We start from the raw sequence: 22,008 nt of genomic DNA, 5'->3' as shown, positions 1-22,008 counted from the left end.
AAGTGGCGTATAATCTGCGCCACTTTTTATTTACATGGACGTAATGTATCCCAGTATTGCACGACTACAGGACGTAGGAGTCAGAGCGAAGCAAGATGCCCGAGCCGAGGAGCAATTACTGGGGTCTTTGAGGCAAGGAATACTCCTGTAACCTCAAGGTCTCAGGGGCTTTTTGCCTGAATGGATACAGGACTCATTGCAGTCCATTTATTCTGCCATCGGTGATTGTTTACTCTCACTGAGGGCGGTAGCGTGCCCAAATACAAGTGATCGGCTGAAGACCGGTCCCTGGAAACAGGAACTGCTGCAACGTGAAGTACTTGATTGTCGGTCCCTCCTGGGTGGGGGATATGGTGATGGCTCAAACCCTGTTCATTGCCCTGAAACGACAACATCCAGAAGCTGTCATTGATGTCCTGGCGCCCGGCTGGAGCCGCCCGATTATTGAGCGAATGCCCGAAGTTCGTAATGGGATAGATATGCCCGTAGGCCACGGCAGCCTGAATTTTGGTGTACGCAGTAAAATTGCTAAAAACCTGAAAGCTGAAGGTTATGATCAGGCCATTCTTCTGCCTAACTCATTAAAGTCAGCCCTGATCCCTTTTCTTGCGGGCATTCCAACCCGAACAGGCTGGCGGGGAGAAATGAGGTATGGACTACTCAATGACTTAAGGGTCCTCGACAAAGAACAATACCCTCTTATGGTTGAGCGCTTTGTAGCCCTGGCTTATCCGGATAAATCAGCTCTCCCGGAGCCTCTTCCCAAACCGGCACTGGCTGTTGAACATGACAATGCCGTCAGCGCCCTACACCGTTATCAGCTTTCCAAAGACCTTCCCGTTTTAGCGCTATGCCCAGGCGCCGAGTTTGGCCCATCCAAACAATGGCCTGCGGGTTATTATGGTGAAGTGGCTTTGACAATGGTGCAGAAAGGCTGGCAAATCTGGCTGTTCGGTTCTGAAAAAGATCGGGAAGTGACCAACGAGATCATGGGCTACCTTCCCAGAAACCTGCAGGAACGGTGCTTTAATCTGGCAGGGCAAACGACTTTGGCCGATGCCGTAGACCTTATGTCACTAGCCAGCGCCGTGGTTTCAAACGACTCCGGACTTATGCACATTGCAGCGGCTCTATCCAGACCTCTGGTTGCAGTCTATGGCTCAACGACTGCGGCGCATACGCCTCCTATGAATGACAACAGTGAAACGCTTTGGCTGGGGCTGGAATGCAGCCCGTGCTTCAAAAGAGAGTGTCCCCTGGGACACCTTGATTGCATGAAAAAGTTAGGACCTGAGATGGTTCTGGACGCCCTGGAACGATTGTCTGGTGAACAGACTCTGGAGATTCAGGGTTGAGAGTTCTAATAGTAAAAACCACCTCAATGGGTGATGTTATTCACACCCTCCCGGCTCTGACCGATGCTCTCTCCGCTATACCGGATATCCGCTTTGACTGGGTTGTGGAAGAAGGTTTTGCCGAAATTCCACGGTGGCATCCGGCTGTGGATAAAGTGATCCCGGTGGCTGTTCGCAGATGGCGAAAATCCATTCTGAATACTGTTCGCTCCGGTGAATGGCGCCGCTTCAGAAAGGACTTAAAAACCAGAGAGTATGATGCGGTTATTGATGCCCAGGGACTTCTGAAAAGCGCCCTGATCACCCGAATGGCTAAAGGGCCAAAGTTCGGATTGGATAAAAACTCAGCCCGTGAGCCCGTTGCCTCAAAATTTTATGACCATCCTCAGCCCGTGAACTGGGGTCAGCATGCTGTAGAGCGTGTCAGACAACTGTTTGCCAAAGCACTGGGTTACGCTTTACCCAATCAGGCAGGTCAATTCCTGCTCGACCAGTCAAGGTTTGAAGATGACCTGATCAAACACAAACCTTATGTCGTATTTATTCATGGAACGACCTGGCCAACAAAACACTGGCCTGAAGCATACTGGTGTCAACTGGCTCAAAAAGTTCAGGCTGCGGGTCTTCATATCGTTATTCCATGGGGCAACGAGAAAGAAAAAGAGCGAGCCCACTGCATAGCCAAAAGCTCTGACAATATTGAAGTGCTTCCCAGACTCAGTCTGGCGGGCATTGCAGGTGTTATAGCCAATGCTAAAGCAGCTGTTGCCGTTGATACCGGATTAGGCCATTTAACCGCTGCTTTGGAAACACCTGCGGTTTCGCTATACGGCCCAACAAGCCCTGATCTGGTAGGAGCCTATGGAACTTCACAGATTCATTTGACCATTGACCAATGCCCCAAAAGCCAACTTCCCAAAGCAGACCCTGAAATATTTACCCCAATGACACCGGACTATGTCTGGCCATATCTGGAGAAGATTATTCAGGGAGGGGCACCATGACCCTGGCTTTTGCACTCTATAAATACTTCCCTTTCGGTGGACTGCAAAGAGACTTTCTGAGGATTGCACTGGAATGCCAAAAACGCGGTCATAAGATCTTGGTATTTACCACCAGTTGGCAGGGAGACAAGCCTGATGGCTTTGATATTCAGTTTGTGGAAGTTACAGGGAGTTCAAACCATGCCCGAATGCTCAGCTTTCAGGAGCAAATCAGCCAGGCATTGAAAAGTCAGCCTGATATCACTCTCGTCGGCTTCAATAAGCTGCCTGGATTAGATGTCTATTATGCAGCTGACACCTGTTACCTTGATAAAGCTCAATCAAAAGGTTGGTGGTATCGACTGACTTCCCGTTTCCGGTATTACAAGGCATTCGAAGAAGCCGTATTCTCAACACAGAGCCATACTGTCTCTCTTTTAATTTCAGCTTTGCAGAAGCCCGTTTTTCAGCAGTATTACCAAACGCCTGAAGAGCGTATTCATCTACTTCCACCCGGCATCTCGAAAGATCGTTGTCGCCCTGATAATGCTGAAGCCATCAGAACTGACTTTCGAAGAGAATTTGGGATAAACGATGCAGATAAACTGATTCTGATGGTCGGCTCAGGATTCAGAACCAAAGGGTTAGACAGAGCCATTAAGGCTGTCGCATCACTCCCGGAGTCCCTTAAGGAAAACACCCGCTTCTTTGTTATTGGGCAGGATAAACAAAGGCCTTTTGAAACACTTGCCAAACAGCTGGGTATCCAGGATAACCTGCACTTCTTTGCTGGCCGGGATGATGTACCTAGATTCCTGTTAGGGGCAGACCTGCTGATTCACCCAGCCTATAACGAGAATACAGGAACTGTTCTTCTTGAAGCTTTGGTAGCCGGATTGCCTGTTCTGACGACCGATGTCTGTGGCTATGCGCACTACATCAGTGATGCCAAAGCAGGAGCAGTCGTCCCAAGCCCGTTCAGCCAAGAGACCCTAAACCAATACACCTGCGATATGCTTTTGTCGGAGCAATGGAAGGACTGGCAAAACAATGCCATCACTTTCAGCCAATCTGAAGACCTCTATAGCATGCCGGAACGTGCTGCAGATATTATTATCGAGCAGGCCACCCTAAAATCTGACCATATTTCTTCTCCATAAAATCTGTAACCTAATGAGATCAGTGCTGCCGATGTGTGAACATGCACACCAAGACGATTCATTACTGTTGGTTTGGTGGACCTCTTCCCAAACAGGAGCAGTCATACATCAAGGAGTGGAAGAAAATCTTTCCGGATTACGAGATTAGCCACTGGAATGAAAATAACATTCCCAGAGGTCATCCCTATCTTGAAAGTATGTTGAAAGCCAGAAACTGGGCATTTCTGGCAGACTATGTTCGTCTGCATGCCCTCTATTATTATGGCGGGATCTATTTCGATACAGACATTGAAGTGAAGCAAAGCTTTCAACACGAGCTAAATAATGATGTAAGCTGCCTGTTCGGTTTTGAGTCCGATGAATCACATAACAGGTGTTATGTTGGAACGGCTGTCATCGCCGCAAAGAAGCAAGCTCCATTTATAAAGTTCTTTATGGAGCAATACGATATCAAGCTGGCCAAACGGGTTCTCAGAAAAGACCACCTGACAGGCCCCAAGTTATTAACTCGCTTGCTACAAGAAAAAGGCCTTACTCAGGCCGTTACCCAAAAGCTTGGTGACATAAAACTACTCAATAGAGCCTTTATGTACCCAGATCCAACCAAGCCTGATGAAATTGCCCACTGTTACACGGTTCATCATGAAGCAGGGTCCTGGGTTCCAGCTTCAAGATCGATGACACTCACAGAAAAGTTTTTCAAGAAGAAGAGAAAGCTTTCCGAGTGGCTGTTAAATACCCTCAGAACCCGCTCATGACTACTCCCGGATAATGAATTCGAAGCTCTATGCTTTACCTTAGAGATGATTTTAAAAAAGCCTGGCAAGGCAAAGACCCTCAGTTGCTACTGGAAACTATGGACGGAGAGGTCTACAGAGCACTTGAGGCGCGCCGCACCTTTCGATTTGAGCTAAATGGCAAGGGATACTTTGCCAAAGTTCACGGTGGTGTAGGCTGGTTTGAGATTTTCGAGAACTTTCTGCATTTGCGAAAGCCTGTTCTTGGTGCAAAGCACGAATGGGAAGCTCTCAACAAGCTTCATGAAATCGGCATTGATACCATGACACCCGTAGCATTCGGGGAAACAGGCAACAACCCGGCAACACTGCGCTCTTTCCTGGTTACAGAAGAGCTCGCCAACATGGTGACTCTGGAGGACTTTTGTGAGCACTGGAAAAAGACTCCTCCTTCGTTTGAACTTAAACGAGCCATTGTGCTCAAGCTGGCCCAAATCAGTAAAAAACTTCATGACAACGGCGTAAATCACCGAGATTATTATCTTTGTCACTTCATGATGCCCCGCTCTGAAAGTCCTGATCCTCAGCATTTAAAGTTCTATCTGATTGATCTTCATCGAGCCCAGGTCAGGGATCAGATTCCTGATCGCTGGCGCCTGAAAGATCTTTCCGGTTTGTACTTTTCAGCTATGGATTTTGGCATCACTCGAAACGACATTTTTCGCTTTCTAAAAGCCTATACCGGACTACCTCTCAAAGAAGCATTGAAAAAATACCACTCTATGCTGACTCAAATTGAGAAAAAAGCATTAAAACTCTACAAACGAATGGAACGGAAATCCGGACAAAGTGATTATTAAGTCCTTTATGACGGACCATATAATCAGTCCTGAGCCAGAAAACGTGAATGTATGCACATACCTTTTTTGATGTCGTCCAGCTGGACTCTGACGGAGCCCTACACAAATACTCCTATTGGTAATGCAGTCTCTACATTAGACAGCACATTCTTCATGACAGGCGCTGAAATTACCCGTGATATCATCAGTACTATGAGCCGCACCGAGATTGATGGTAAAGGTTATTATCTGAAGCGATACACCGGAGGCGGAAAGAATCTTCGTCGTTACATTGGCAGAAGCCGTATTCGTGGAGAGTGGGAAAGTATGTTGTTTTTCCACGAACATGGTATTCCTGCAGCAAAAGTGGTGGCTTATGGGCAGGAAATACGATGGGGTATCATGACTCGCGGAGCTCTGGTCACTGAAGAAGCACCCAACACACTGGATCTTCGCCAAATGGTCCGGGACTCTATCCCCTGGCTAAAAGATCGTGCCTGGATGGCCAAAGTGATTGAACAGCTGGCCCCAGCTGTCAGAACTATGCATCACCACAGCTTTATTCATACAGACCTGAAGTGGCGTAATATACTCGTATCCCAAGAAGATAACCCAGGGATCTGTTTTATTGACTGCCCTGCAGGGCAAAAGGTTCTTCCCTTTTTCCTTGAACGAGGTATTGTTAAAGACCTCGCTTGTCTCGACAAAATGGGCAAACAACACCTGTCACGTACTCAACGCCTAAAGTTCTATCAGCTCTATTGCGGTGGCAAGCTAAAACCTGCTGATAAAGTTCGCATCCGCAATATCCTGGGTTTCTTTGAAGGAAGAGAATAAAGTGACCGATTTATTCCTTCAAAACTGGCAACTATTGAAGAACGATCAGGAAAGGTCTGAGTTTATTTATCAAGCGCTTTCCAGAAATGAAGCCCCTGATAACTTTTCCAGACTACCTCCAAAGTTTGACCGACTGCTGGTGGAAAATCAGGCTCCTGCAGACTTACTGCTTAAAGTACAAAGCATCAGAAAAAAGCGTGAGCTCAAGCTTGAAGAGTGTCTGAAATCCAGAACTGGATTCTCATATCAAAAAAGCTGGAACCAATTAACTATCACAGACCAGAGAGATGAGTGCCCCGAACTCTCAAACCTCATGACTGATCCTGATACCTACATTCAGCAGGGGCATATCATCAAGTCAGGCAAAGCGACAACTGTCGCCATAGTAACTTCGGGTCAAAAGCAATATTTTATCAAGCGATATAATCCTAAAGGCTTCTTCTATGGTTTGACTCGCAGCCTTATTCCTTCAAGAGCTGCGGTAACATGGCATGCTGCTCAACTACTCGAAAGTATTGGTGTTCCCACTGCACGCCCTGTAGCCCTACTTGAAAAACGCTGGGGGCCTTTTAAACAAGACAGCTACGTCATTCATGAATATCTTGAAAGTATTCATGCCATGAAATACTTCGCAGAAGGGGCAGAGCCTGAACCAGAGTGGTCTACAGTTGCAAAAGCCATTGATGATATCCTGTTCACCCTGAAACGCTCCTTGATCATCCATGGCGACCTGAAAGGACAGAATTTTATCATCCACCAACATCAGCCACTGCTCATAGATCTGGATTCACTATGCAGCTATCAGTCTCCTTCTGCCTTCAACAAACAATATCCTAAAGACTTGGCCCGCTTTGCCCGTAACTGGAAAGAAGAACCTCTGGCCAGTGCCTACTTCACCCCTGTAATCAACGACCTCAGTAAAGATATTGTAGATCCTTCCTCATTATGACTACGCCGCAATCCAATAGAGACAGTTCTTCATCCCCTGAGGAAACGAATCATTGCTCTAGTCCCACAAGGCTCTTCAGTGTCGTTATTCCATGCTATAACTACTCTCACACCCTCAAGCGCTCAGTTGACTCGGTTTTAAATCAGAGCTTCGAAGACTATGAGTTACTGATCATAAATGATGGGTCCAGCGATAATACTGAAGCTGTGATCAGCGATCTGAAAAACAGTTATCCGAATGCATTTCAAGCTATTACCCAATCCAACAGGGGCCTTGCTGCTACCAGAAACAGAGGTATCTCTGAAACATCCGGGCAATATCTGATATTTCTGGATGCAGATGATGAGCTGGCTGAAAATGCCCTGAAGAGCTTGTGTCAGACCATTCAGTCAAACCCTGAAGTACGAATGGTGGTGGGCGCCCATATTTCTATTGAGCCTGATGGAAAAGAACGATTCAGACCCAGGCCCGTTCTTCCAGAAGATAGCGCCTCTCTGTTCAAGATGTACTTGTTGCAGGATGAGCTCCCGATAGCCAATGGCGCAACAGCCATGCACAGGGAAATCTTCAGGCATTATCAATACCCAGTACATTTCCGTTGTGTTGAAGATATCCCTATGTTTGCCTACGTTTTGGCCAACTACTCCTGCCTATCTCTCAACCAGCCTATTGCCAAGATTCATAAGCATGATGACAGTATGCGCAATGATGTATCGCTGGACCTTTCTGTAGGTCTGGAGTTGGTAAACGAAGTGTTTTGCTCCAAAAGACTGTCTTCAGAGTTTATGGCTCTGAGAGAGACATACGAGACTCGGCGTCTATTATCTATTTTCCGATCTCTCTTTGTTGCCGGTGATTACAAGCATGCACTGGAGTATTACTGGAGGGCAGCAAAGCAGTCACCTGCCGCCGCTTTTGAGCTCAGCTATCTCAGAAAAGCAATGAAAGCCTTGCTCTTCAGCTTGAGGAAGTAGAATGCTCAGTAAAAAAACAGTTCGTTCGCTCTGACCGCTTTTCTGAAAAACTCATCTTCCCCATAGTCAGGCTGATAGCGCTTTATCAACGTTTTTTGCAAGCGCTTTCTTAACCATTTTTTCCATCGGACTGGTCGCCTGAGATCATGATTCATTTCAAGAGCCATGATTTTATCTTTCTGTTCAACTTCATTCAGCGAGAATGAGAAAGCGCCGGACAAATTTACTTCATCTCCAGTGACGGGTGGCAAGGAGACCAGTGATCCGGAAGGACCATAGGGATGCATGTCTGTATTCGCGAGATGATTAGCATAAAACATAACAAATACGTCTGCGCAGTCACTTTTGGCAACAGCTTCACGAACAGCAATAGTGCTGTACTGGTGATCCTGATGGGCATCCACATGAATATGAGGAGTCACCACATAATCAGGCTGGAAACCGGAAATCAGTTCCGCCAGATCATCAACTAACTGCTGCCAACTGCTTGTACCATGACTGTCTGATGCCAGCTTGACAGTATTGAACTCTCTGAAAATCCGGGTATCGGCAACACCTGCATACTCAGAGGTTACCTGCACTTCCGGGCTCTCGTGCATTTTTTTTAGGTGCTTACAAAAGTATCCAAGCTGGACAACCTGGTCACTCTTCAAACCTGCCCACTGCGGAACGGTAATACTGTCCCAGGCTCTCACTCGGCCTTTGAGAATGGCAGCCTGTTCTCTTTCATTCGGGTTCGATGAATTACTGAAATAACGTCCGAATGTTTCAGGCTCTGCTTCACCAGCAGTAATCGTGACAACAAGGCTGTCTGTATTCTTATAGAGACCAAAGGCGGCTATTTCAGCGTCATCAGCATGAGGCGAAACATATAAAACTTTCTTGCCGACTAAATCTGGCTTTTTAAAGGCAACAAGCTCAGCGTCCTCTTTAGAAAAGTGGCAATGCCTACCTCTGAGACTTAAGGCTTCTGCCTCTTTAAGTCCTTCAATCGCAGGCGTCAGATTGATATACCGAAAGCCTTTGCAGCCCCGCTCAAAATATTGCGCATACCTTTGACCTTCAGACAAAACTCTGAGGGCCGGATCAAATAGTCTTCCAGAAAGTCTGGCTTTAACTTTGACTTTCAGAAATACACTATGATCTCCGGACCTTAAGGACTCAGGCAGCAACAGCTCAGGTCCATTAAATATGGCTTCCTGCCGATCCTTGCCTGCTATTTTCCACTTATAGTCACTTTGGCGGCGATAATAGATATGATCTGCAAACAACAATCCATGCAGAATATACGCCACCAAAAAAAACACTATCCAGAGCCAACTAGGATGCAAGTACATTCCCGCAAACAAAGCCGTTACTACAGCAAGAATGCCAAGCAGTTTCAAAGCCCTGAATAATGGTTTCATATTTTACTTAATCCAGTATTTAGGTAATCGTTTTGTAATTAAGTTCAGTTAACTGAGCATTTTTTCGAGCAAATCGCGATACGCTTTTCTGAAATCATCAATATTATGCCTTTCACAAAGTGCCTGATAGAGGTGATGCCCTTCTTCCTCAATAGCACTTGGAGACATTGAGAGAAAGTATTCCATGGATTGAGCCAGACTCTTTGAGTCCCCCACCTTACAAACCTGTCCCAAGCCCTGAATATAAGGTTTTATCGTATCGATATCGGAGCCAATGACGGGTAAAGCACCAGACATCCCCTCTAGCAAAGCCAGAGGTAACCCTTCAGTAAAGGATGGCAGGGTGAAAACATCAAATGCCTTAACGTACTTGATCGCTTCTTCTCTTTTCCCCAACAGAAAGACATTGTCTTCCAAACCCAGGCGCTTGATCTGCTGAGTAAGGTTCTGCTCTTCCTCACCCCATCCGATAATAGCCACTGCAGCCTTCGGATACTGAGTAATAATCTCTGCCAGTGCGTCAATCAGTACGGCATGACCTTTTATCTCTACCAGCCGCCCAATTGTGCCAAAGATAAATCGATCTTCAGGCAATCCCAGCGCTAACCTCGCCTCTTCTCTACTCAACTGGATGGACACCGCCTGATCAATATCAATAGCATTATTGATCGCCACGGTATTACTCTCATTCATACTAGAGGTTGTGTCCATGAGATATCTTTGGACAGGTTTAGATACCCCTACAAAGCGCCAGCGATCATCGATCAATTTGTCGACCAATTTTTGTCGATAAGAACGATCGTAGTCACCAAAGCCATGGGCGATGCTGACAAAAGCTTTTGTATCAAGCTTTTTGGCCAGATTCAGCATAATGTGGGTAGGCTTGAATCGATGACAGATAATGCCGTCAAAGTGGTTCTCACGACAAAAATGCAATAATTTGCGTATAGCAAACCAGCGACGAATCCCTTTCAGTTGTTTACTGCTGAAGTCGAAATAAACGGAGCGTCCGGCAGCACTGACAGACTGACCATCTCTTGGCTTCCCTTTAAGAAAGGCTGTCGTGACTTCGTACTGGTCATCAGGCAAAGCCCTGATTATCTGCTCTGCCAAGTCTGAGGACATGACATTATAGCTATTTTGAAGCTGTAAAATCTGCTTCCTGTTTTTCACCTCGGGTGGCCTCCAGACACTATTGATTGGGCAATCAAAAAGCTTACCAGAACCTTTTACGCTTAGCCCTGAAATCTACCTGACTGAAAGGACTACTTTGCAAACAGAATTTTGAAGACCCCTCTCAGAGTCTTGCCTCTATAGGCCTTGAGAGGAATCATTGAAAGAATTTTTTTGGCAAGCCGCTTATCAGATTTAACAGCCATAAGCAGGTAACTGTGCAGAGTTTTCAGCCTCATCTGCTCATATTGAGGATGATCCTGGAAACAGCCGTAGGTTGTCAGTACCGAGTCCAGCATTAACTCAAGATTCTTAAAGGTATTTGTTTCATGGATTCGATAATAGGACAGCACATCATTCAGCATACCTATTTGATAGCCCATAGAGGCAATCTTGAATTCAATATATAGATCTTCCAGACGAATATCGGGATTGAACCCTCCTGCTTCAAGCAGGATGTCTTTTCGAAACATCAGAGTCGGGGCAGGAACACCTTTTTCACGGTTCAGGTAAATATCATCAAAGTTTAACACCCGATCCGGGTACATACGTTGTTGTTTGTGCAACTGCCCCGTGCCATCAATACACAGAATATTTCCCCCACCAATGCCTAAACCAGGGTTCATTTTCATGTAGGGGACCTGTTTTTCCAGACGATCCAGCATCATGACATCATCGGAGCCAAAAGGTACAATAAACTCTCCATCAGCCAGCTCAAGGGCCTTATTCAGCGTTCTGGTAAGTCCCATATTACTCTGGACAATAAACTGAAAATCGTATTTTTCTTGTAGTCCTCGGATAATTTCAACACTATCATCACTTGAGCCGTCGTCAATCACGATCAGCTCATAGTCTTGAAAAGTTTGCCTGATCACGCTCTCAATCGACTGAGCGATGTACTGGGCATGATTATAGGAAGCAATAATGACTGATACTGATGGCATTTTTCTGATTTACTCGAACTTCGAAGCCCCATCATTGTATCATACCGTCTTATCTCTGACAGAAAGGCAATGTACTTAAGTACTAATTACCATTTCTGAATGAGCCTATTCACAACCTGAATATATCGTAGATATCAACCTTTTACTTTCCCCTGAATACTATACTTTCTGGCTTGATTAACAGTTAATACCCTCTAAATGATTGCTTCACGAATTGATAACAGCCTGGTGCGATTCATACTCCCGCTAGGACTTTTTTTTCAGATATCAAGTATCCACTGGCTGGGCCGTGGCGCTGATGTCAGCCAAACCTATACGTGGTTATTGCTTCCAGCGCTGATTTGCTTCCTTTTGAACATTAAAGACCTGACGTCCTGGCGACCTGATTTGCAAGAAATGTGCATCGCAGGCTTCCTTTTGCTAGCCATGTTCTCCTGGTGGTGGAGTGCATCTGAAAAGCCCTGGATAGATGTAATAAAGAAGTGCCTATATATATCTATGTACCTTTATGCAATCGTCAGACTATCCCAAAGGGGAAAATTACTTGAGAAAACACTGATTGCTTCAGTGGTGATTGCAACCCTTGGGGCAGCTGCGGCTTTGATCAACCAATATCTAATCCAGGATCACAGCCTGAATTATCGATCATACAGAATCTACAGCATGGGTGTAGCCCGGCTAGGTGATCTGGGGAACCCCATTCCTGCAGGCATCTACTTTGGTGCTATCGCAACATTGTTATTTAGCTGGTCATGTACAAGATTACTTAAGCCCTGGCAGCTGACCCTTTCTATTGTCGGTGTATGCATCTTACTCTTATATGTTCTCATGACCGGCTCTAGAGGCCCCCAGCTAGCTACGGCGGTAGCATTTCTCATTGCCTGCCTTCTCATTAAGAACAAAAGAACCAAACTGTTCCTGACATTAGGCATCATCACTGCAGTAGTGGGGCTGTATTTTTTTCAGGAAACTTTTTTCGAAATTAACAATGATACAACCCTGAACGGAAGGGTCCCTATCTGGCTTTCCACACTTAATCAAATTTCAGAGAATCCCTGGATAGGAAAAGGTCTGGACTATAAGATGTCCAATTTTTGGCAAGGAACTTATTACATTTATGCTCACAACTACTACCTACAATCTTTGTTGAATTACGGTATTTTGGGCTTTGCCTTGTTTGCAGGTATTATTGGCTCAACCCTGTTTTTGATGAAGAAGTACTGGCAAAACACACTGGCAAAAGTTAGTTTCTTTCTCCTGATCTATGGAATGACATGCATGCTAACGGAGATATCTCGCCTGATTATCATTCCTGATGAAGCATGGCTGATTTTCTGGTTACCCATTGGAGTAATCCTTGGAGTAAAATACAAATCATCCAGCCACCCACAATATCTAACAGTGAAAACAACCGAATATACTGTGGCCGACAAAATTGAAGCAGCAACTCCTTCAGAAAAGGCGTCTAGCAAATGAAAATAATGATTACCGGAGGAGCCGGATTTATTGGTGCAGCACTGATCAGACATATAATCCGTCATACTGAGCATCATGTAATCAATGTCGATAAGCTCACCTATGCTGGTAATCTCGCCTCTCTGGCCGAGACAGTGGATCACCCTCGCCATAACTTTCATCAGGTTGATATCTGCGACTCTCAGGCAATTGAGGGGCTACTGGCTCAATACCAACCTGATGCCATTATGCATCTTGCCGCTGAGTCTCACGTTGATCGATCCATTGATGGGCCTGCCGATTTTATTCAGACAAATATCGTTGGAACCTTCACTTTATTGGAAGCTGCCAGAAAGCACTGGCTTGGATTTGCAGACAAGAAACAAAAACAATTCAGGTTTCATCATATTTCAACGGATGAGGTCTACGGTGACCTGGGAGAGAGCGGATTATTTACAGAACAATCTTCCTATGAACCCAGCTCTCCCTACTCAGCTTCAAAGGCTTCATCCGATCATCTGGTAAGAGCATGGCAAAGAACATATGGGCTCCCGATTCTTATCACTAACTGCTCCAATAACTACGGGCATTATCAGTTTCCGGAAAAGCTCATTCCATTGATGATTCTCAATGCTTTGGAAGGAAAGCCACTTCCCGTTTACGGAGAAGGTAAACAAGTTAGAGATTGGCTTCATGTCGACGACCATGCCAAGGCCCTTTTGATAGTGCTTGAAAAAGGAAAAATCGGTGAAACCTACAATATTGGTGGTCATAACGAGCGTCAGAATATTCAGGTTGTTGAAGCCATATGCTCCCTGCTGGATGAGTTTTACCCCGAAAAAATCTCTGGAATACAAAGTTACTCTGAGCTGATCACATTTGTAGAAGATCGACCAGGACATGATGTCCGCTATGCCATTGATGCCAGCAAGATAGCAAAGGAGCTAGGATGGACTCCAGAAGAAACGTTTGAATCAGGGATCCGTAAAACAGTCATCTGGTACCTTGAAAACCTACAATGGTGTCAAGCTGTTCAATCAGGTAACTACCAAAGACAACGCTTAGGTATAGAGAGCAAATAATAATATGAAAGGGATTATTCTCGCAGGTGGCTCAGGCACCCGTCTTTACCCTGTAACCCAAGCTGTTTCCAAACAGCTCACGCCTGTTTATGACAAGCCCATGATCTATTATCCGCTTAGCACACTTATGCTAGCGGGTATCAGGGATATTCTCGTTATTACTACGCCTGGTGATCAGGCTCAGTTCCAACGCCTTCTGCGGGATGGAAGCCAGTGGGGCTGCTCTATTCAGTACGCAGTACAACCCTCCCCCGACGGGCTGGCCCAAGCTTTTCTTATTGGTTCAGAGTTTCTGAGTAATGATTCCTGTGCTCTGGTTTTGGGAGATAACCTGTTTTTTGGTGACCGCCTGGCCGGTATGATGCAACAGGCTGTCAGTCGCAGTAATGACTGCGCTACCGTTTTCGCTTATCCAGTTCAGGATCCTGAGCGTTATGGTGTAGTTGAGTTTGATGAGAATGGTACAGCTATTTCCATCGAGGAAAAGCCTTCCTCCCCCAAGTCTCGTCATGCGGTAACCGGACTTTACTTCTATGACAATCAGGTCATTGATATCGCAAGAGAAATTAGGCCTTCAGAGCGAGGTGAACTGGAGATAACCTCAGTTAACCAAATTTATCTCGAGCAGCAACGTCTCAAAGTTGAAGTTATGGGCAGAGGCATGGCTTGGCTGGATACAGGTACTCACGATGCTCTTCTTGAGGCCAGTCACTTCGTACAAACCATTGAAAAGCGGCAAGGGTTAAAGATCGCTGCCATAGAGGAAATTGCCTGGCGTAATGGCTGGATTAATGACTCTCAGTTTCAGGTGCTTGCTAATGGCCTTTTAAAGAGCGGCTACGGACGATACCTGTTGTCACTACTAGACTAACTCCTCCCTTTTAATAGAGCTTTCAGCTTTGGTTACATCCAAAGCTGAAAGCTCTATTCTCCTATATGTCTATTCAATTTTATTCCGCAATCATTCAAAACCTCCATACTGTAGCCATTACACTCCAGAATGGCTGTATGAAGACCACATCTTGATGCAAACCCTGAAACTCTATAAAGTTGCGCCACTGACTTATTTGTACGCACTGTTCCCAAATACGCCTTAGGAACGACAGTACCAGGAAACATAAATGGCAAAGATCAACGAACTCAAAACAATACTGGCTGAAGTGCTGGAAGTAGACACAAGTGCCTTTGATGAAGAGACTCCGTTGCTGGGGGCTCTTCCTGAGTTTGACTCTATGGCTGTGGTAGGTGTGATCACAGCGATGGAAGAATCTTTTGGTATTAGTGTGGCCGATGACGATATTGATGCGACTATTTTTGAAACGGTGGGGAGCTTGCTGGGTTACATCAATCAGGCTTCCTGAACAAGCAGAGACTTCGCCTTCAGACTGATTCGCTTAGGGTGTTGCCAGTACAATCAGCTCAGAATAGCTGGCATTCACCTTCTCAACAGGTATCTTTCCCCTGTACTGTTTAGGCTGAGCAAAGTACTTTAAGCGAGACAACACCATTTTTTTTCCAGCCAGAAAGCGCTCATCAACCTGAAGCCCTTTAACATCGATAGACATACACAGCCGCCAGCGAATCTGGCTAATTGTCTCTCTGAAAAGCTCTAAATTCCCTACTCTGTGTATATGCCCACGACCTAAGCGACGAGTACCCAGTAAATAACACACTCTGTCTTGTTTCTTGATAGCACACTGCCAAACATCCAGGCCAGAATGAGCATCAAAGCACTCACGCTCGTTTTTGCTTAAGAGTTTTCTGATTTCAGCAGGTTCTGATATCAACTCCACAGTCCCCATAAAAGAAGGCAGCGGATAGATAACTCTTGCCGCTGTATCCAGATCTTTAAAGCCGAGTCTTTTATAAACAGCATAAGCTTCTGGCGATGAAGTCAGGCTGTTTAAAACCAGATCCTTTTGACGCAGAAAAGGCATCAGCAACATCATCGAGGAGCTGCGGTACTCCTCATCAACAATCCACGCAGTCAGGTTACAAAATTTCTGATCCTGATCGGTATCAGAGCTTTCTGAATAAAGCCCTCCCAGAAAACCGACTATCTTTTCACCTGTATCAAGCACATAACCTGGTGACCAGCTTTCCTGATCCCACAAGTTGGAAAAGAGTCTCTTCCAGATAGCTTGGGTAAAACGGGTATCGTTCAGCTTTCTTAACAAGGGATAAACTTGCTCAAAGTCTTCCGCGACAGCAGCTCGTACTTTTGCTTTAGGCAAGTGAGTGTCCATTACACCAGCAGCTCCCTGACATGGGGATGACTCAGGAAGTCTTGCGGGCTGGCCGTTGCTCCATAAGCTCCTGACTGGAATACCACTACCAGATCGCCTACATCTGCAACAGGCAGTTCAAGTTTCGCTCCAACAATATCCAGAGGAGTACATAATGGCCCAACAATTTCGACCCTTTCTTTGTCCTCTCCATCTACCCGATTAGCAATCAATACCGGGTAGTTTTTTCGTATCACCTGACCAAAGTTCCCGGAGTTTGACAAATGATGATGCAAACCACCGTCAGTCATCAGGAAAGTCTGGCCTCTGGACTGTTTTTTATCAGTAACCCTACAAAAATAATAACCGGCCTCGCCGACTAGATATCGCCCGAGCTCCATGACTATCTCTGAATCCTTAAAACTGCCTGTACGAGCATCCATCCGTTTTCTTAAATTTTCGGCAATGGGTTCAATGTCCAGCTGCGTCTCACCGGGGAAATAGGGGATCCCTAAACCCCCTCCGATATTAACGTGCTTAACTGGAGCAGGAGCCAACTCGGAAAGCCTTGCGGCCAATTCAAAGGTTTTATCGTGAGCCTCTATCAAAGCCTCAGGATTAAGATTCTGGGAACCAGAGAAGATATGAAAACCGCAAAAATCCACTTTACCCGTATCCAATGCAAACAACACCTCAGGCATTTGTTCTGCATCAATACCAAACTGCTTTGGACCCCCGGCCATTTTCATACCGGATGATTTAAGCTCAAAGTCAGGATTAACCCGAAAGGCCACCCTGGGCTTGATCCCCATTTCCGAAGACAGTTGATAGAGCCTTTCCAGCTCCAAACGGGATTCAACATTAATCACTATATTGGCCGCAACAGCAGCCCGCAGTTCTTCAAGCCTTTTGGCTGGCCCGGCAAAACTGATCATCTCAGGATTAACGCCAGACCCAATAGCTACCATCATCTCCTTTTGAGAAGCCACGTCCAGTCCATCCAGAAGCCCAGCCATATGATGCACAACAGCAGGCATAGGATTTGCCTTGATTGCATAATGCAACTTTAACTCTGAAGGCATAGCTGCACGAAGGGATTGCACACGCCCAGTAAGTGCATTTCTGTCATATACATAACAGGGCGTTCCACCTGCTATTTCAACCAACTGTGCAGCTGATCGCCCCCCTACCTGGAGAACATTCTCTTTGATTGTCACTCTTTGCAGACGATCATGCTGCTTGCTCATTGACTTTCTCCGGATACAAACAGATTTTGATACTCTGCAGCCAATACTTTTCGATCAATTTTTCCATTAGGGTTCCTGACCAGAGAATCTTGCGTAATCACTCTGAAGGGCACCATGTAAGAAGGCATATGTTTTTGGAAATATTTGATGACCAACTTTTCTTCCACTGATCGATCATTTACTGAAACCACCACCAAAACAATGGCCTGTCCAAGCCGATGATGAGGTACTCCTATTGCCGCAACTTCTGACACCATTCCAGAAGCGTATAACAGCTCTTCAAGCTCGGAAGGGCTCACCCTATATCCAGAAGTCTTGATCATGTCATCCTTGCGCCCTACAAAATAGAGATACCCGTCTTCATCCTGAGTCACAATATCTCCTGACCATACCGCCAGCTCAGACGTCGGAATCCCCTGAATAGCTGACGGTGCTGGTTTGAAACGTTCTGCCGTTCGCTCAGTATCATTCCAATAACCCAAAGCCACCAGACTTCCTCTATGAACCAATTCTCCAGGTTCATGGGGCTGACAAGGCAAACCACTTTCATTGATAACTAGCAACTCAGCATTTGGAATAGCTTTTCCCATTGAGGCAGGACGATTTTCCACCTCCCCAGGAGGTAGATAACTGGACCTAAAAGCTTCCGTAAGGCCGTACATTAAATAAGGTGATGCTTCAGGCATTCTACTTCGGAGGGCAGTGAGCGTTGATGTTGGCATAGCCCCACCGGAATTGGTGAAATAACGGAGATACTGACCAGCCTCCTCAGGCCAGTTCATTTCTGAAAGCTGCACCCAAAGAGGTGGAACGAGAGCCAAGCCTGTTATTTTCTGCTGCACTACCTGCTTAAGAATATCGCCAGGTAATAAATATTCCAGCAGATAGCAGCTTGCTCCCGAAACAAAAGCGGTGGTTAGCTGGCTGAAGCCATAATCAAAACTAAAAGGTAGAACACAAAGAATCCGATCATCCGGTGTGTTTTCGAGATACTCAGCAACGCTGTATGCCCCTGCAACCATGTTCCGATGCGAAAGAACGACTCCTTTTGGTCTACCAGTACTACCAGAGGTATACAGAATGGCTGCCATATCCATATCGATCGACGGCAAAGGTATCCAATCTTCTTCAGTATTGAGAAAATCTTCCCAAGCCAGCACCTGGTTGGAACTCACTTGTTCTGGATGCTCATCGACCAGGATAACGTGCCGCAAGTCATGACAATCTTTCAGATTGCTTTCAATTTGCTTGTAGCGAGCTTTATTAGTAATCAGTATTCGGGCATTACAGTCATTGAGGATATGCAACACCTGAGGTGCTTTAAGTACTGGGTTAACTGGCACCATGACTCCACCTGCAGCCGTAGCACCGAAATAGCTGAAGACAGCTTCAGCTGTTTTTGGCAAATAGACCGCTACTCGCTCATGCCGAGATAAACCAATACTTTGCAAGCCTGCTGCTACATTTTTCACATGCAGGGCGACTGAATCATAATCATACCACTGAGACTTCACCCCCAAAGCCTGAGACAAAGGGGCTCTTTCAGCCTGATCAAACAGCAATTGATGTAACAGCTGGCTCATGCAGGAATCCGTAAATACTCATACTGACCCGCCATTGTAACAAACATCTCTGTACTATGTTGCTACACGGTACGGTTGTACCTTATACCCGCAGACAAAAAGCTCTTGCATTTTGATCTGAACACTGGATAAATCTCCCTCGGGCAGAGGGCTTGATTAAACAAAACTCACAGCCTACAGCAACCTTAAGATTCAGCTTTAGAAGCAAAAACCGTTATATGCAACATAACTTTGAGCACGATATCTCCCAACTTGAAAACAATACTCTCCCGGAAAACTGGGAATGGATCAGTTGTTCCAAGCAGGCGAGAATGGCGCGCTATAACGGTGATCCGGCTTGCTACTTCAAAGAGTTCATTCCCAAAAGTCGCCTCGAAGTATTGAAATCCAAATTTCGAGGAACAAGATGCGAAATCTGGGTAAAGCAGGCAAAAATTGGCATGGAAGCAGGCTTTGAAGTCCCTGAAATCTTAGCGACCGGGGTACTCAAAAATAAGCATCACTACTTAATTACAGCATCTGGCCCCAATGGGGCAGCTTCAGACTATTTAGTCAGAAAGCCAGAAAATAATAAGGCAAAACGACAGGAATGGATCAAAGCATTTGGGCAATACATTGGAGCAATGCATAAAGCCGGTATAGTCCACGGGGACTTACGTGCAGGAAACATTCTGATGGAACCCATTCTGCCTCCTCGCTTCGTGATGATTGATATTGAAAGAAACAGCCATCACACATTGGTCCCATTATCACTGGTTAAAAAGAACCTGGTTCAGTTGATCAAGAGGATATCTTTCAAGGATTTCTCTGCTAAAGACAGAACTTTGTTTTTCAAGCATTACAACCTTGCTTACAGCCGCTTCAATAAAAAAGAACAAAAGGCACTCGCATTGGATGTCATCAAACTGGTCAAAAAACAAAACCTCTGGGGTGGAGACCAAAACATTTAGCAGTTTACCACCTCAGGCATTTACTTTGGGTCTTCTCCATACGTAGAAGCCAACATACAAAAGCACGACTACCATATGAGATAATGAGCATTCTAGTTAATTAAAAAGTCATCCTAAAGAGTCTGATCAAATGAGGTTAAAAAAGTCTATCGAAAAAAGAGTAGCACCTTTTCTTTTTCGTATTCTTGCCAAAAAAACCATAATTAATTTTCAGAAAGCAATACCTGAAGGCATCAGAATCTGGCCTGCTTTCGGGACTCTATTAGGGCTTTATAGAAACGGTTCACTGATCAAGCATGACCTCGATATAGATTTTTGTATGTTTGACAGTGATTATAACGATGCAATAAGAGATAACTTAGAATCCAATGGATTTAAATTAGTTAGAGAAATAATTTCTAATAAAAAAACGACAGAATTAACATTCTCAAAAAACAAAGTTAATATAGACATTTTTTTGGTATTCGAAGAAAGTAACTTATTCAGAACATTTGATGCTGGAGCAGAAAATGGTGAAGAGAGAAGGCAGTTTCGAGCTCTTTATGGAGAAGACAAAGCACCGACAAATGTCAACAATAATTCCAAATACTACCTAATTCAACATAACTATGGATGGTTAGAAACCTTAATACCTGACAACATTGAGCAACACTTGGAAGAACTGTATGGTAAAAAATACAATACACCTGACCCCAACTGGGATATTGCCAGCAGACCATGTAGAGAACGATTAAATCACATAAGTACGATAAAGAAATATATCTAAGCTCGCTTTAAGGTGTCTCGAAGTCAATATGAAAAATGTAATTACCTTTGGAACTTTTGATGTCTTCCATTTTGGCCATGCCCGAATTTTAGAGCGGGCAAAAGAGCATGGAGACCGACTTATAGTAGGTGTATCTACAGACAATCTAAATTTAAAAAAGAAATCAAGACGCCCACTTTATAAGCAAAATGAAAGACTGCATATAATTAATAGTTTAAAATCCGTGGACATGGCATTTTATGAAGAGTCTCTTGAAATGAAAAGAGAGTATATTATCCAGCACAATGCACATACATTAGTTATGGGTGATGATTGGAAAGGAAAATTTGACCACCTGAATGATATATGTGATGTAGTTTATCTCGAAAGGACACCTTCAATTTCCACAACAGAAATTATTGAAATAATTAGATCCCAATAGAAGCAAGAAATATAATTATGGCCTGATAGATTTTTTTAAGATTATAACCTATCCCTTCGAAGGTATTAGGTATAGGATTATTATACATGAGTCACAAGGTATGATTATAAATCACTAATATTCATGGGCACTTACGAAGCTTTTCAAGCTAATTTTTGCTGATCTGAGGCAGTAAAAATGGACACCAGATTAAACTAATTCTACTAACTCATATTTCTCAGAACTTTGATAACACAAAGAGCTGTGCAGACGAGTTCGGTTATAATCAACTTCAACGTATTCAAATACTGCCTGGGCATTTACTCTCGTTTCATCATAATCTCATACAAGACCGCTTCTAATTTCAGGGATTAAAAGAAGCTTTTAATACAGGCATCGTCCCAGCAATTACCCTTTCAGCTCATATTTTGCTTTGCAATAATTCATTTCCCTCTAAGTTGTTCAAAAATCCTCAGAACAGTACAGCCTTACAAATATCAATATGATAGTCGCAACAACTACCTCTTGAACTATAATTCCTCTGTCTCCTAATGCTTGCGGTGGATATATAGTACAGCGCTCTATATTAACAAACTAAGCCATCTACTATTGCCACCACATCAACCATACCCTTTTGAAAAGAAATGTGTGCTCATGCAACCAACTCTATTAGCCATTGATCAACTCTATAGAAAAGTTACAGAACACTAGGGAACCTGCGAATAAGTCCCTGATCATGAGATAATAATCTCAGCAGCTTGATCAGAGGTAGTCATGGACCAACAACTCTCTTTTTCCGACAGTGAATTCAGCCAGAAGCGACGCAGAACTCGTAGGGAAATTTTTCTTGAAAGAATGGAGGTTCTGATTCCATGGAAACGCTTAGAGGCCGTAATCGAGCCCTATTACCCTAAGCGTGGCAACGGAAGACCTCCTTATCCTC

The 22,008-nt window shown here is 44.7% G+C and carries 22 protein-coding genes and 1 pseudogene; 16 read left to right on the top strand and 7 right to left on the bottom strand.

Annotated elements, in window-relative coordinates:
- The first annotated feature begins 311 nt into the window (after window positions 1-311).
- The 8 genes from waaF to WG89_RS06750 are packed head-to-tail and all read left to right on the top strand — an operon-like array spanning window position 312 to window position 7,834.
- Entirely contained in the window at window positions 312-1,355 is a 1,044-nt protein-coding gene (gene waaF, locus WG89_RS06785) for a lipopolysaccharide heptosyltransferase II (protein WP_062263228.1), read from the top strand.
- Complete coding sequence (gene rfaC, locus WG89_RS06780) at window positions 1,352-2,359, top strand: lipopolysaccharide heptosyltransferase RfaC (RefSeq protein WP_079253701.1); 1,008 nt, start codon at window positions 1,352-1,354, stop codon at window positions 2,357-2,359. Before waaF ends, rfaC begins: the two co-directional genes overlap by 4 nt.
- Complete coding sequence (locus WG89_RS06775) at window positions 2,356-3,498, top strand: glycosyltransferase family 4 protein (protein ID WP_062263222.1); 1,143 nt, start codon at window positions 2,356-2,358, stop codon at window positions 3,496-3,498. Before rfaC ends, WG89_RS06775 begins: the two co-directional genes overlap by 4 nt.
- 41 nt (window positions 3,499-3,539) lie before the next feature.
- Window positions 3,540-4,256, top strand: a complete 717-nt coding sequence (locus WG89_RS06770) for a glycosyltransferase family 32 protein (protein ID WP_062263219.1) — start codon at window positions 3,540-3,542, stop codon at window positions 4,254-4,256.
- Window positions 4,257-4,285: 29 nt separating this feature from the next.
- Window positions 4,286-5,095: a lipopolysaccharide core heptose(I) kinase RfaP gene (gene rfaP, locus WG89_RS06765; protein ID WP_062263216.1), complete on the top strand. Its 810-nt coding sequence runs from the start codon at window positions 4,286-4,288 to the stop codon at window positions 5,093-5,095.
- A gap of 51 nt (window positions 5,096-5,146) precedes the next feature.
- Window positions 5,147-5,911, top strand: a complete 765-nt coding sequence (locus WG89_RS06760) for a lipopolysaccharide kinase InaA family protein (RefSeq protein WP_216638447.1) — start codon at window positions 5,147-5,149, stop codon at window positions 5,909-5,911.
- 1 nt (window position 5,912) lies between these two features.
- Window positions 5,913-6,860 (top strand): lipopolysaccharide kinase InaA family protein, encoded by a 948-nt coding sequence (locus WG89_RS06755; protein WP_062263213.1) that lies wholly within the window; start codon window positions 5,913-5,915, stop codon window positions 6,858-6,860.
- A complete protein-coding gene (locus tag WG89_RS06750; protein WP_062263209.1) occupies window positions 6,857-7,834 on the top strand; it encodes a glycosyltransferase family 2 protein in 978 nt (325 codons plus the stop codon). The genes WG89_RS06755 and WG89_RS06750 overlap by 4 nt, the downstream gene beginning before the upstream one ends.
- Before the next feature lie 5 nt (window positions 7,835-7,839).
- Here WG89_RS06750 and WG89_RS06745 read toward each other — a convergent pair whose 3' ends face one another.
- The 3 genes from WG89_RS06745 to WG89_RS06735 all read right to left on the bottom strand — a co-directional run bounded on the left by WG89_RS06745 (window position 7,840) and on the right by WG89_RS06735 (window position 11,357).
- Window positions 7,840-9,240, bottom strand: a complete 1,401-nt coding sequence (locus WG89_RS06745; protein WP_062263206.1) for a PIG-L deacetylase family protein — start codon at window positions 9,238-9,240, stop codon at window positions 7,840-7,842.
- Between the two features lie 48 nt (window positions 9,241-9,288).
- Complete coding sequence (locus WG89_RS06740) at window positions 9,289-10,413, bottom strand: glycosyltransferase (RefSeq protein WP_216638446.1); 1,125 nt, start codon at window positions 10,411-10,413, stop codon at window positions 9,289-9,291.
- Window positions 10,414-10,505: 92 nt separating this feature from the next.
- On the bottom strand, window positions 10,506-11,357 hold the full coding sequence (locus WG89_RS06735) for a glycosyltransferase family 2 protein (protein ID WP_062263200.1): 852 nt from the start codon (window positions 11,355-11,357) through the stop codon (window positions 10,506-10,508).
- A gap of 198 nt (window positions 11,358-11,555) precedes the next feature.
- Here WG89_RS06735 and WG89_RS06730 point away from each other — a divergent pair, with 198 nt between their 5' ends.
- The 4 genes from WG89_RS06730 (at window position 11,556) to WG89_RS06715 (ending at window position 15,255) form a co-directional block, all read left to right on the top strand.
- Window positions 11,556-12,833, top strand: coding sequence for an O-antigen ligase family protein (locus WG89_RS06730; protein ID WP_079253700.1), 1,278 nt, complete (start codon window positions 11,556-11,558; stop codon window positions 12,831-12,833).
- Complete coding sequence (rfbB, locus tag WG89_RS06725; protein WP_062263194.1) at window positions 12,830-13,894, top strand: dTDP-glucose 4,6-dehydratase; 1,065 nt, start codon at window positions 12,830-12,832, stop codon at window positions 13,892-13,894. Before WG89_RS06730 ends, rfbB begins: the two co-directional genes overlap by 4 nt.
- 4 nt (window positions 13,895-13,898) lie before the next feature.
- Window positions 13,899-14,765 (top strand): glucose-1-phosphate thymidylyltransferase RfbA, encoded by an 867-nt coding sequence (gene rfbA, locus WG89_RS06720; protein ID WP_062263191.1) that lies wholly within the window; start codon window positions 13,899-13,901, stop codon window positions 14,763-14,765.
- A gap of 250 nt (window positions 14,766-15,015) precedes the next feature.
- The gene (locus tag WG89_RS06715; protein ID WP_062263188.1) at window positions 15,016-15,255 is read left to right on the top strand and encodes an acyl carrier protein; all 240 of its coding nucleotides are present in this window, start codon (window positions 15,016-15,018) and stop codon (window positions 15,253-15,255) included.
- 33 nt (window positions 15,256-15,288) lie between these two features.
- Here the strand turns inward: WG89_RS06715 and WG89_RS06710 are convergent, their stop codons facing one another.
- The 3 genes from WG89_RS06710 to WG89_RS06700 are packed head-to-tail and all read right to left on the bottom strand — an operon-like array spanning window position 15,289 to window position 18,949.
- The gene (locus tag WG89_RS06710) at window positions 15,289-16,140 is read right to left on the bottom strand and encodes a GNAT family protein (RefSeq protein WP_062263184.1); all 852 of its coding nucleotides are present in this window, start codon (window positions 16,138-16,140) and stop codon (window positions 15,289-15,291) included.
- Window positions 16,140-17,366 (bottom strand): pyridoxal-dependent decarboxylase, exosortase A system-associated, encoded by a 1,227-nt coding sequence (locus WG89_RS06705; protein ID WP_062263181.1) that lies wholly within the window; start codon window positions 17,364-17,366, stop codon window positions 16,140-16,142. Before WG89_RS06705 ends, WG89_RS06710 begins: the two co-directional genes overlap by 1 nt.
- Window positions 17,363-18,949, bottom strand: a complete 1,587-nt coding sequence (locus tag WG89_RS06700) for an acyl-CoA ligase (AMP-forming), exosortase A system-associated (protein ID WP_062263179.1) — start codon at window positions 18,947-18,949, stop codon at window positions 17,363-17,365. Before WG89_RS06700 ends, WG89_RS06705 begins: the two co-directional genes overlap by 4 nt.
- A 440-nt stretch (window positions 18,950-19,389) precedes the next feature.
- Between WG89_RS06700 and WG89_RS06695 the strand changes: the two genes are divergently transcribed.
- From WG89_RS06695 to WG89_RS06685, 3 genes are all read left to right on the top strand, one after another.
- Window positions 19,390-19,899: a lipopolysaccharide kinase InaA family protein gene (locus WG89_RS06695; protein ID WP_172806730.1), complete on the top strand. Its 510-nt coding sequence runs from the start codon at window positions 19,390-19,392 to the stop codon at window positions 19,897-19,899.
- A gap of 130 nt (window positions 19,900-20,029) precedes the next feature.
- Window positions 20,030-20,665, top strand: a complete 636-nt coding sequence (locus tag WG89_RS06690; RefSeq protein WP_062263172.1) for a LicD family protein — start codon at window positions 20,030-20,032, stop codon at window positions 20,663-20,665.
- A gap of 28 nt (window positions 20,666-20,693) precedes the next feature.
- Complete coding sequence (locus WG89_RS06685; protein ID WP_062263169.1) at window positions 20,694-21,086, top strand: FAD synthase family protein; 393 nt, start codon at window positions 20,694-20,696, stop codon at window positions 21,084-21,086.
- 189 nt (window positions 21,087-21,275) lie between these two features.
- On the opposite strand, the pseudogene WG89_RS32000 reads toward WG89_RS06685, so the two are convergent.
- Window positions 21,276-21,481: pseudogene (locus WG89_RS32000) on the bottom strand (IS3 family transposase); the annotation flags it as partial.
- Between the two features lie 358 nt (window positions 21,482-21,839).
- Between WG89_RS32000 and WG89_RS33220 the strand changes: the two are divergent.
- Window positions 21,840-22,008, top strand: a 169-nt coding sequence (locus WG89_RS33220; protein WP_062260605.1) for a transposase, incomplete at its 3' end; no start/stop codon positions are given.

The sequence above is a fragment of the Endozoicomonas arenosclerae genome, from assembly GCF_001562015.1.
Classification (GTDB): domain Bacteria; phylum Pseudomonadota; class Gammaproteobacteria; order Pseudomonadales; family Endozoicomonadaceae; genus Endozoicomonas_A; species Endozoicomonas_A arenosclerae.
Note: the sequence above shows the minus strand (reverse complement) of the source record. Positions and strands in the feature narration are given on the sequence as shown.

Coding starts and splice junctions, on each gene's coding strand:
- WG89_RS06685 (WP_062263169.1), top strand. CDS start 20,694: ATGAAAAATGTAATTACCTTTGGAACTTTTGATGTCTTCCATTTTGGC.
- WG89_RS06700 (WP_062263179.1), bottom strand. CDS start 18,949: ATGAGCCAGCTGTTACATCAATTGCTGTTTGATCAGGCTGAAAGAGCC.
- WG89_RS06770 (WP_062263219.1), top strand. CDS start 3,540: ATGCACACCAAGACGATTCATTACTGTTGGTTTGGTGGACCTCTTCCC.
- WG89_RS06775 (WP_062263222.1), top strand. CDS start 2,356: ATGACCCTGGCTTTTGCACTCTATAAATACTTCCCTTTCGGTGGACTG.
- WG89_RS06735 (WP_062263200.1), bottom strand. CDS start 11,357: ATGCCATCAGTATCAGTCATTATTGCTTCCTATAATCATGCCCAGTAC.
- WG89_RS06730 (WP_079253700.1), top strand. CDS start 11,556: ATGATTGCTTCACGAATTGATAACAGCCTGGTGCGATTCATACTCCCG.
- rfaP (WP_062263216.1), top strand. CDS start 4,286: ATGCTTTACCTTAGAGATGATTTTAAAAAAGCCTGGCAAGGCAAAGAC.
- WG89_RS06745 (WP_062263206.1), bottom strand. CDS start 9,240: ATGAAACCATTATTCAGGGCTTTGAAACTGCTTGGCATTCTTGCTGTA.
- rfbA (WP_062263191.1), top strand. CDS start 13,899: ATGAAAGGGATTATTCTCGCAGGTGGCTCAGGCACCCGTCTTTACCCT.
- WG89_RS06760 (WP_216638447.1), top strand. CDS start 5,147: ATGCACATACCTTTTTTGATGTCGTCCAGCTGGACTCTGACGGAGCCC.
- rfbB (WP_062263194.1), top strand. CDS start 12,830: ATGAAAATAATGATTACCGGAGGAGCCGGATTTATTGGTGCAGCACTG.
- WG89_RS06690 (WP_062263172.1), top strand. CDS start 20,030: ATGAGGTTAAAAAAGTCTATCGAAAAAAGAGTAGCACCTTTTCTTTTT.
- WG89_RS06750 (WP_062263209.1), top strand. CDS start 6,857: ATGACTACGCCGCAATCCAATAGAGACAGTTCTTCATCCCCTGAGGAA.
- WG89_RS06710 (WP_062263184.1), bottom strand. CDS start 16,140: ATGGACACTCACTTGCCTAAAGCAAAAGTACGAGCTGCTGTCGCGGAA.
- WG89_RS06695 (WP_172806730.1), top strand. CDS start 19,390: ATGGAAGCAGGCTTTGAAGTCCCTGAAATCTTAGCGACCGGGGTACTC.
- WG89_RS06715 (WP_062263188.1), top strand. CDS start 15,016: ATGGCAAAGATCAACGAACTCAAAACAATACTGGCTGAAGTGCTGGAA.
- WG89_RS06705 (WP_062263181.1), bottom strand. CDS start 17,366: ATGAGCAAGCAGCATGATCGTCTGCAAAGAGTGACAATCAAAGAGAAT.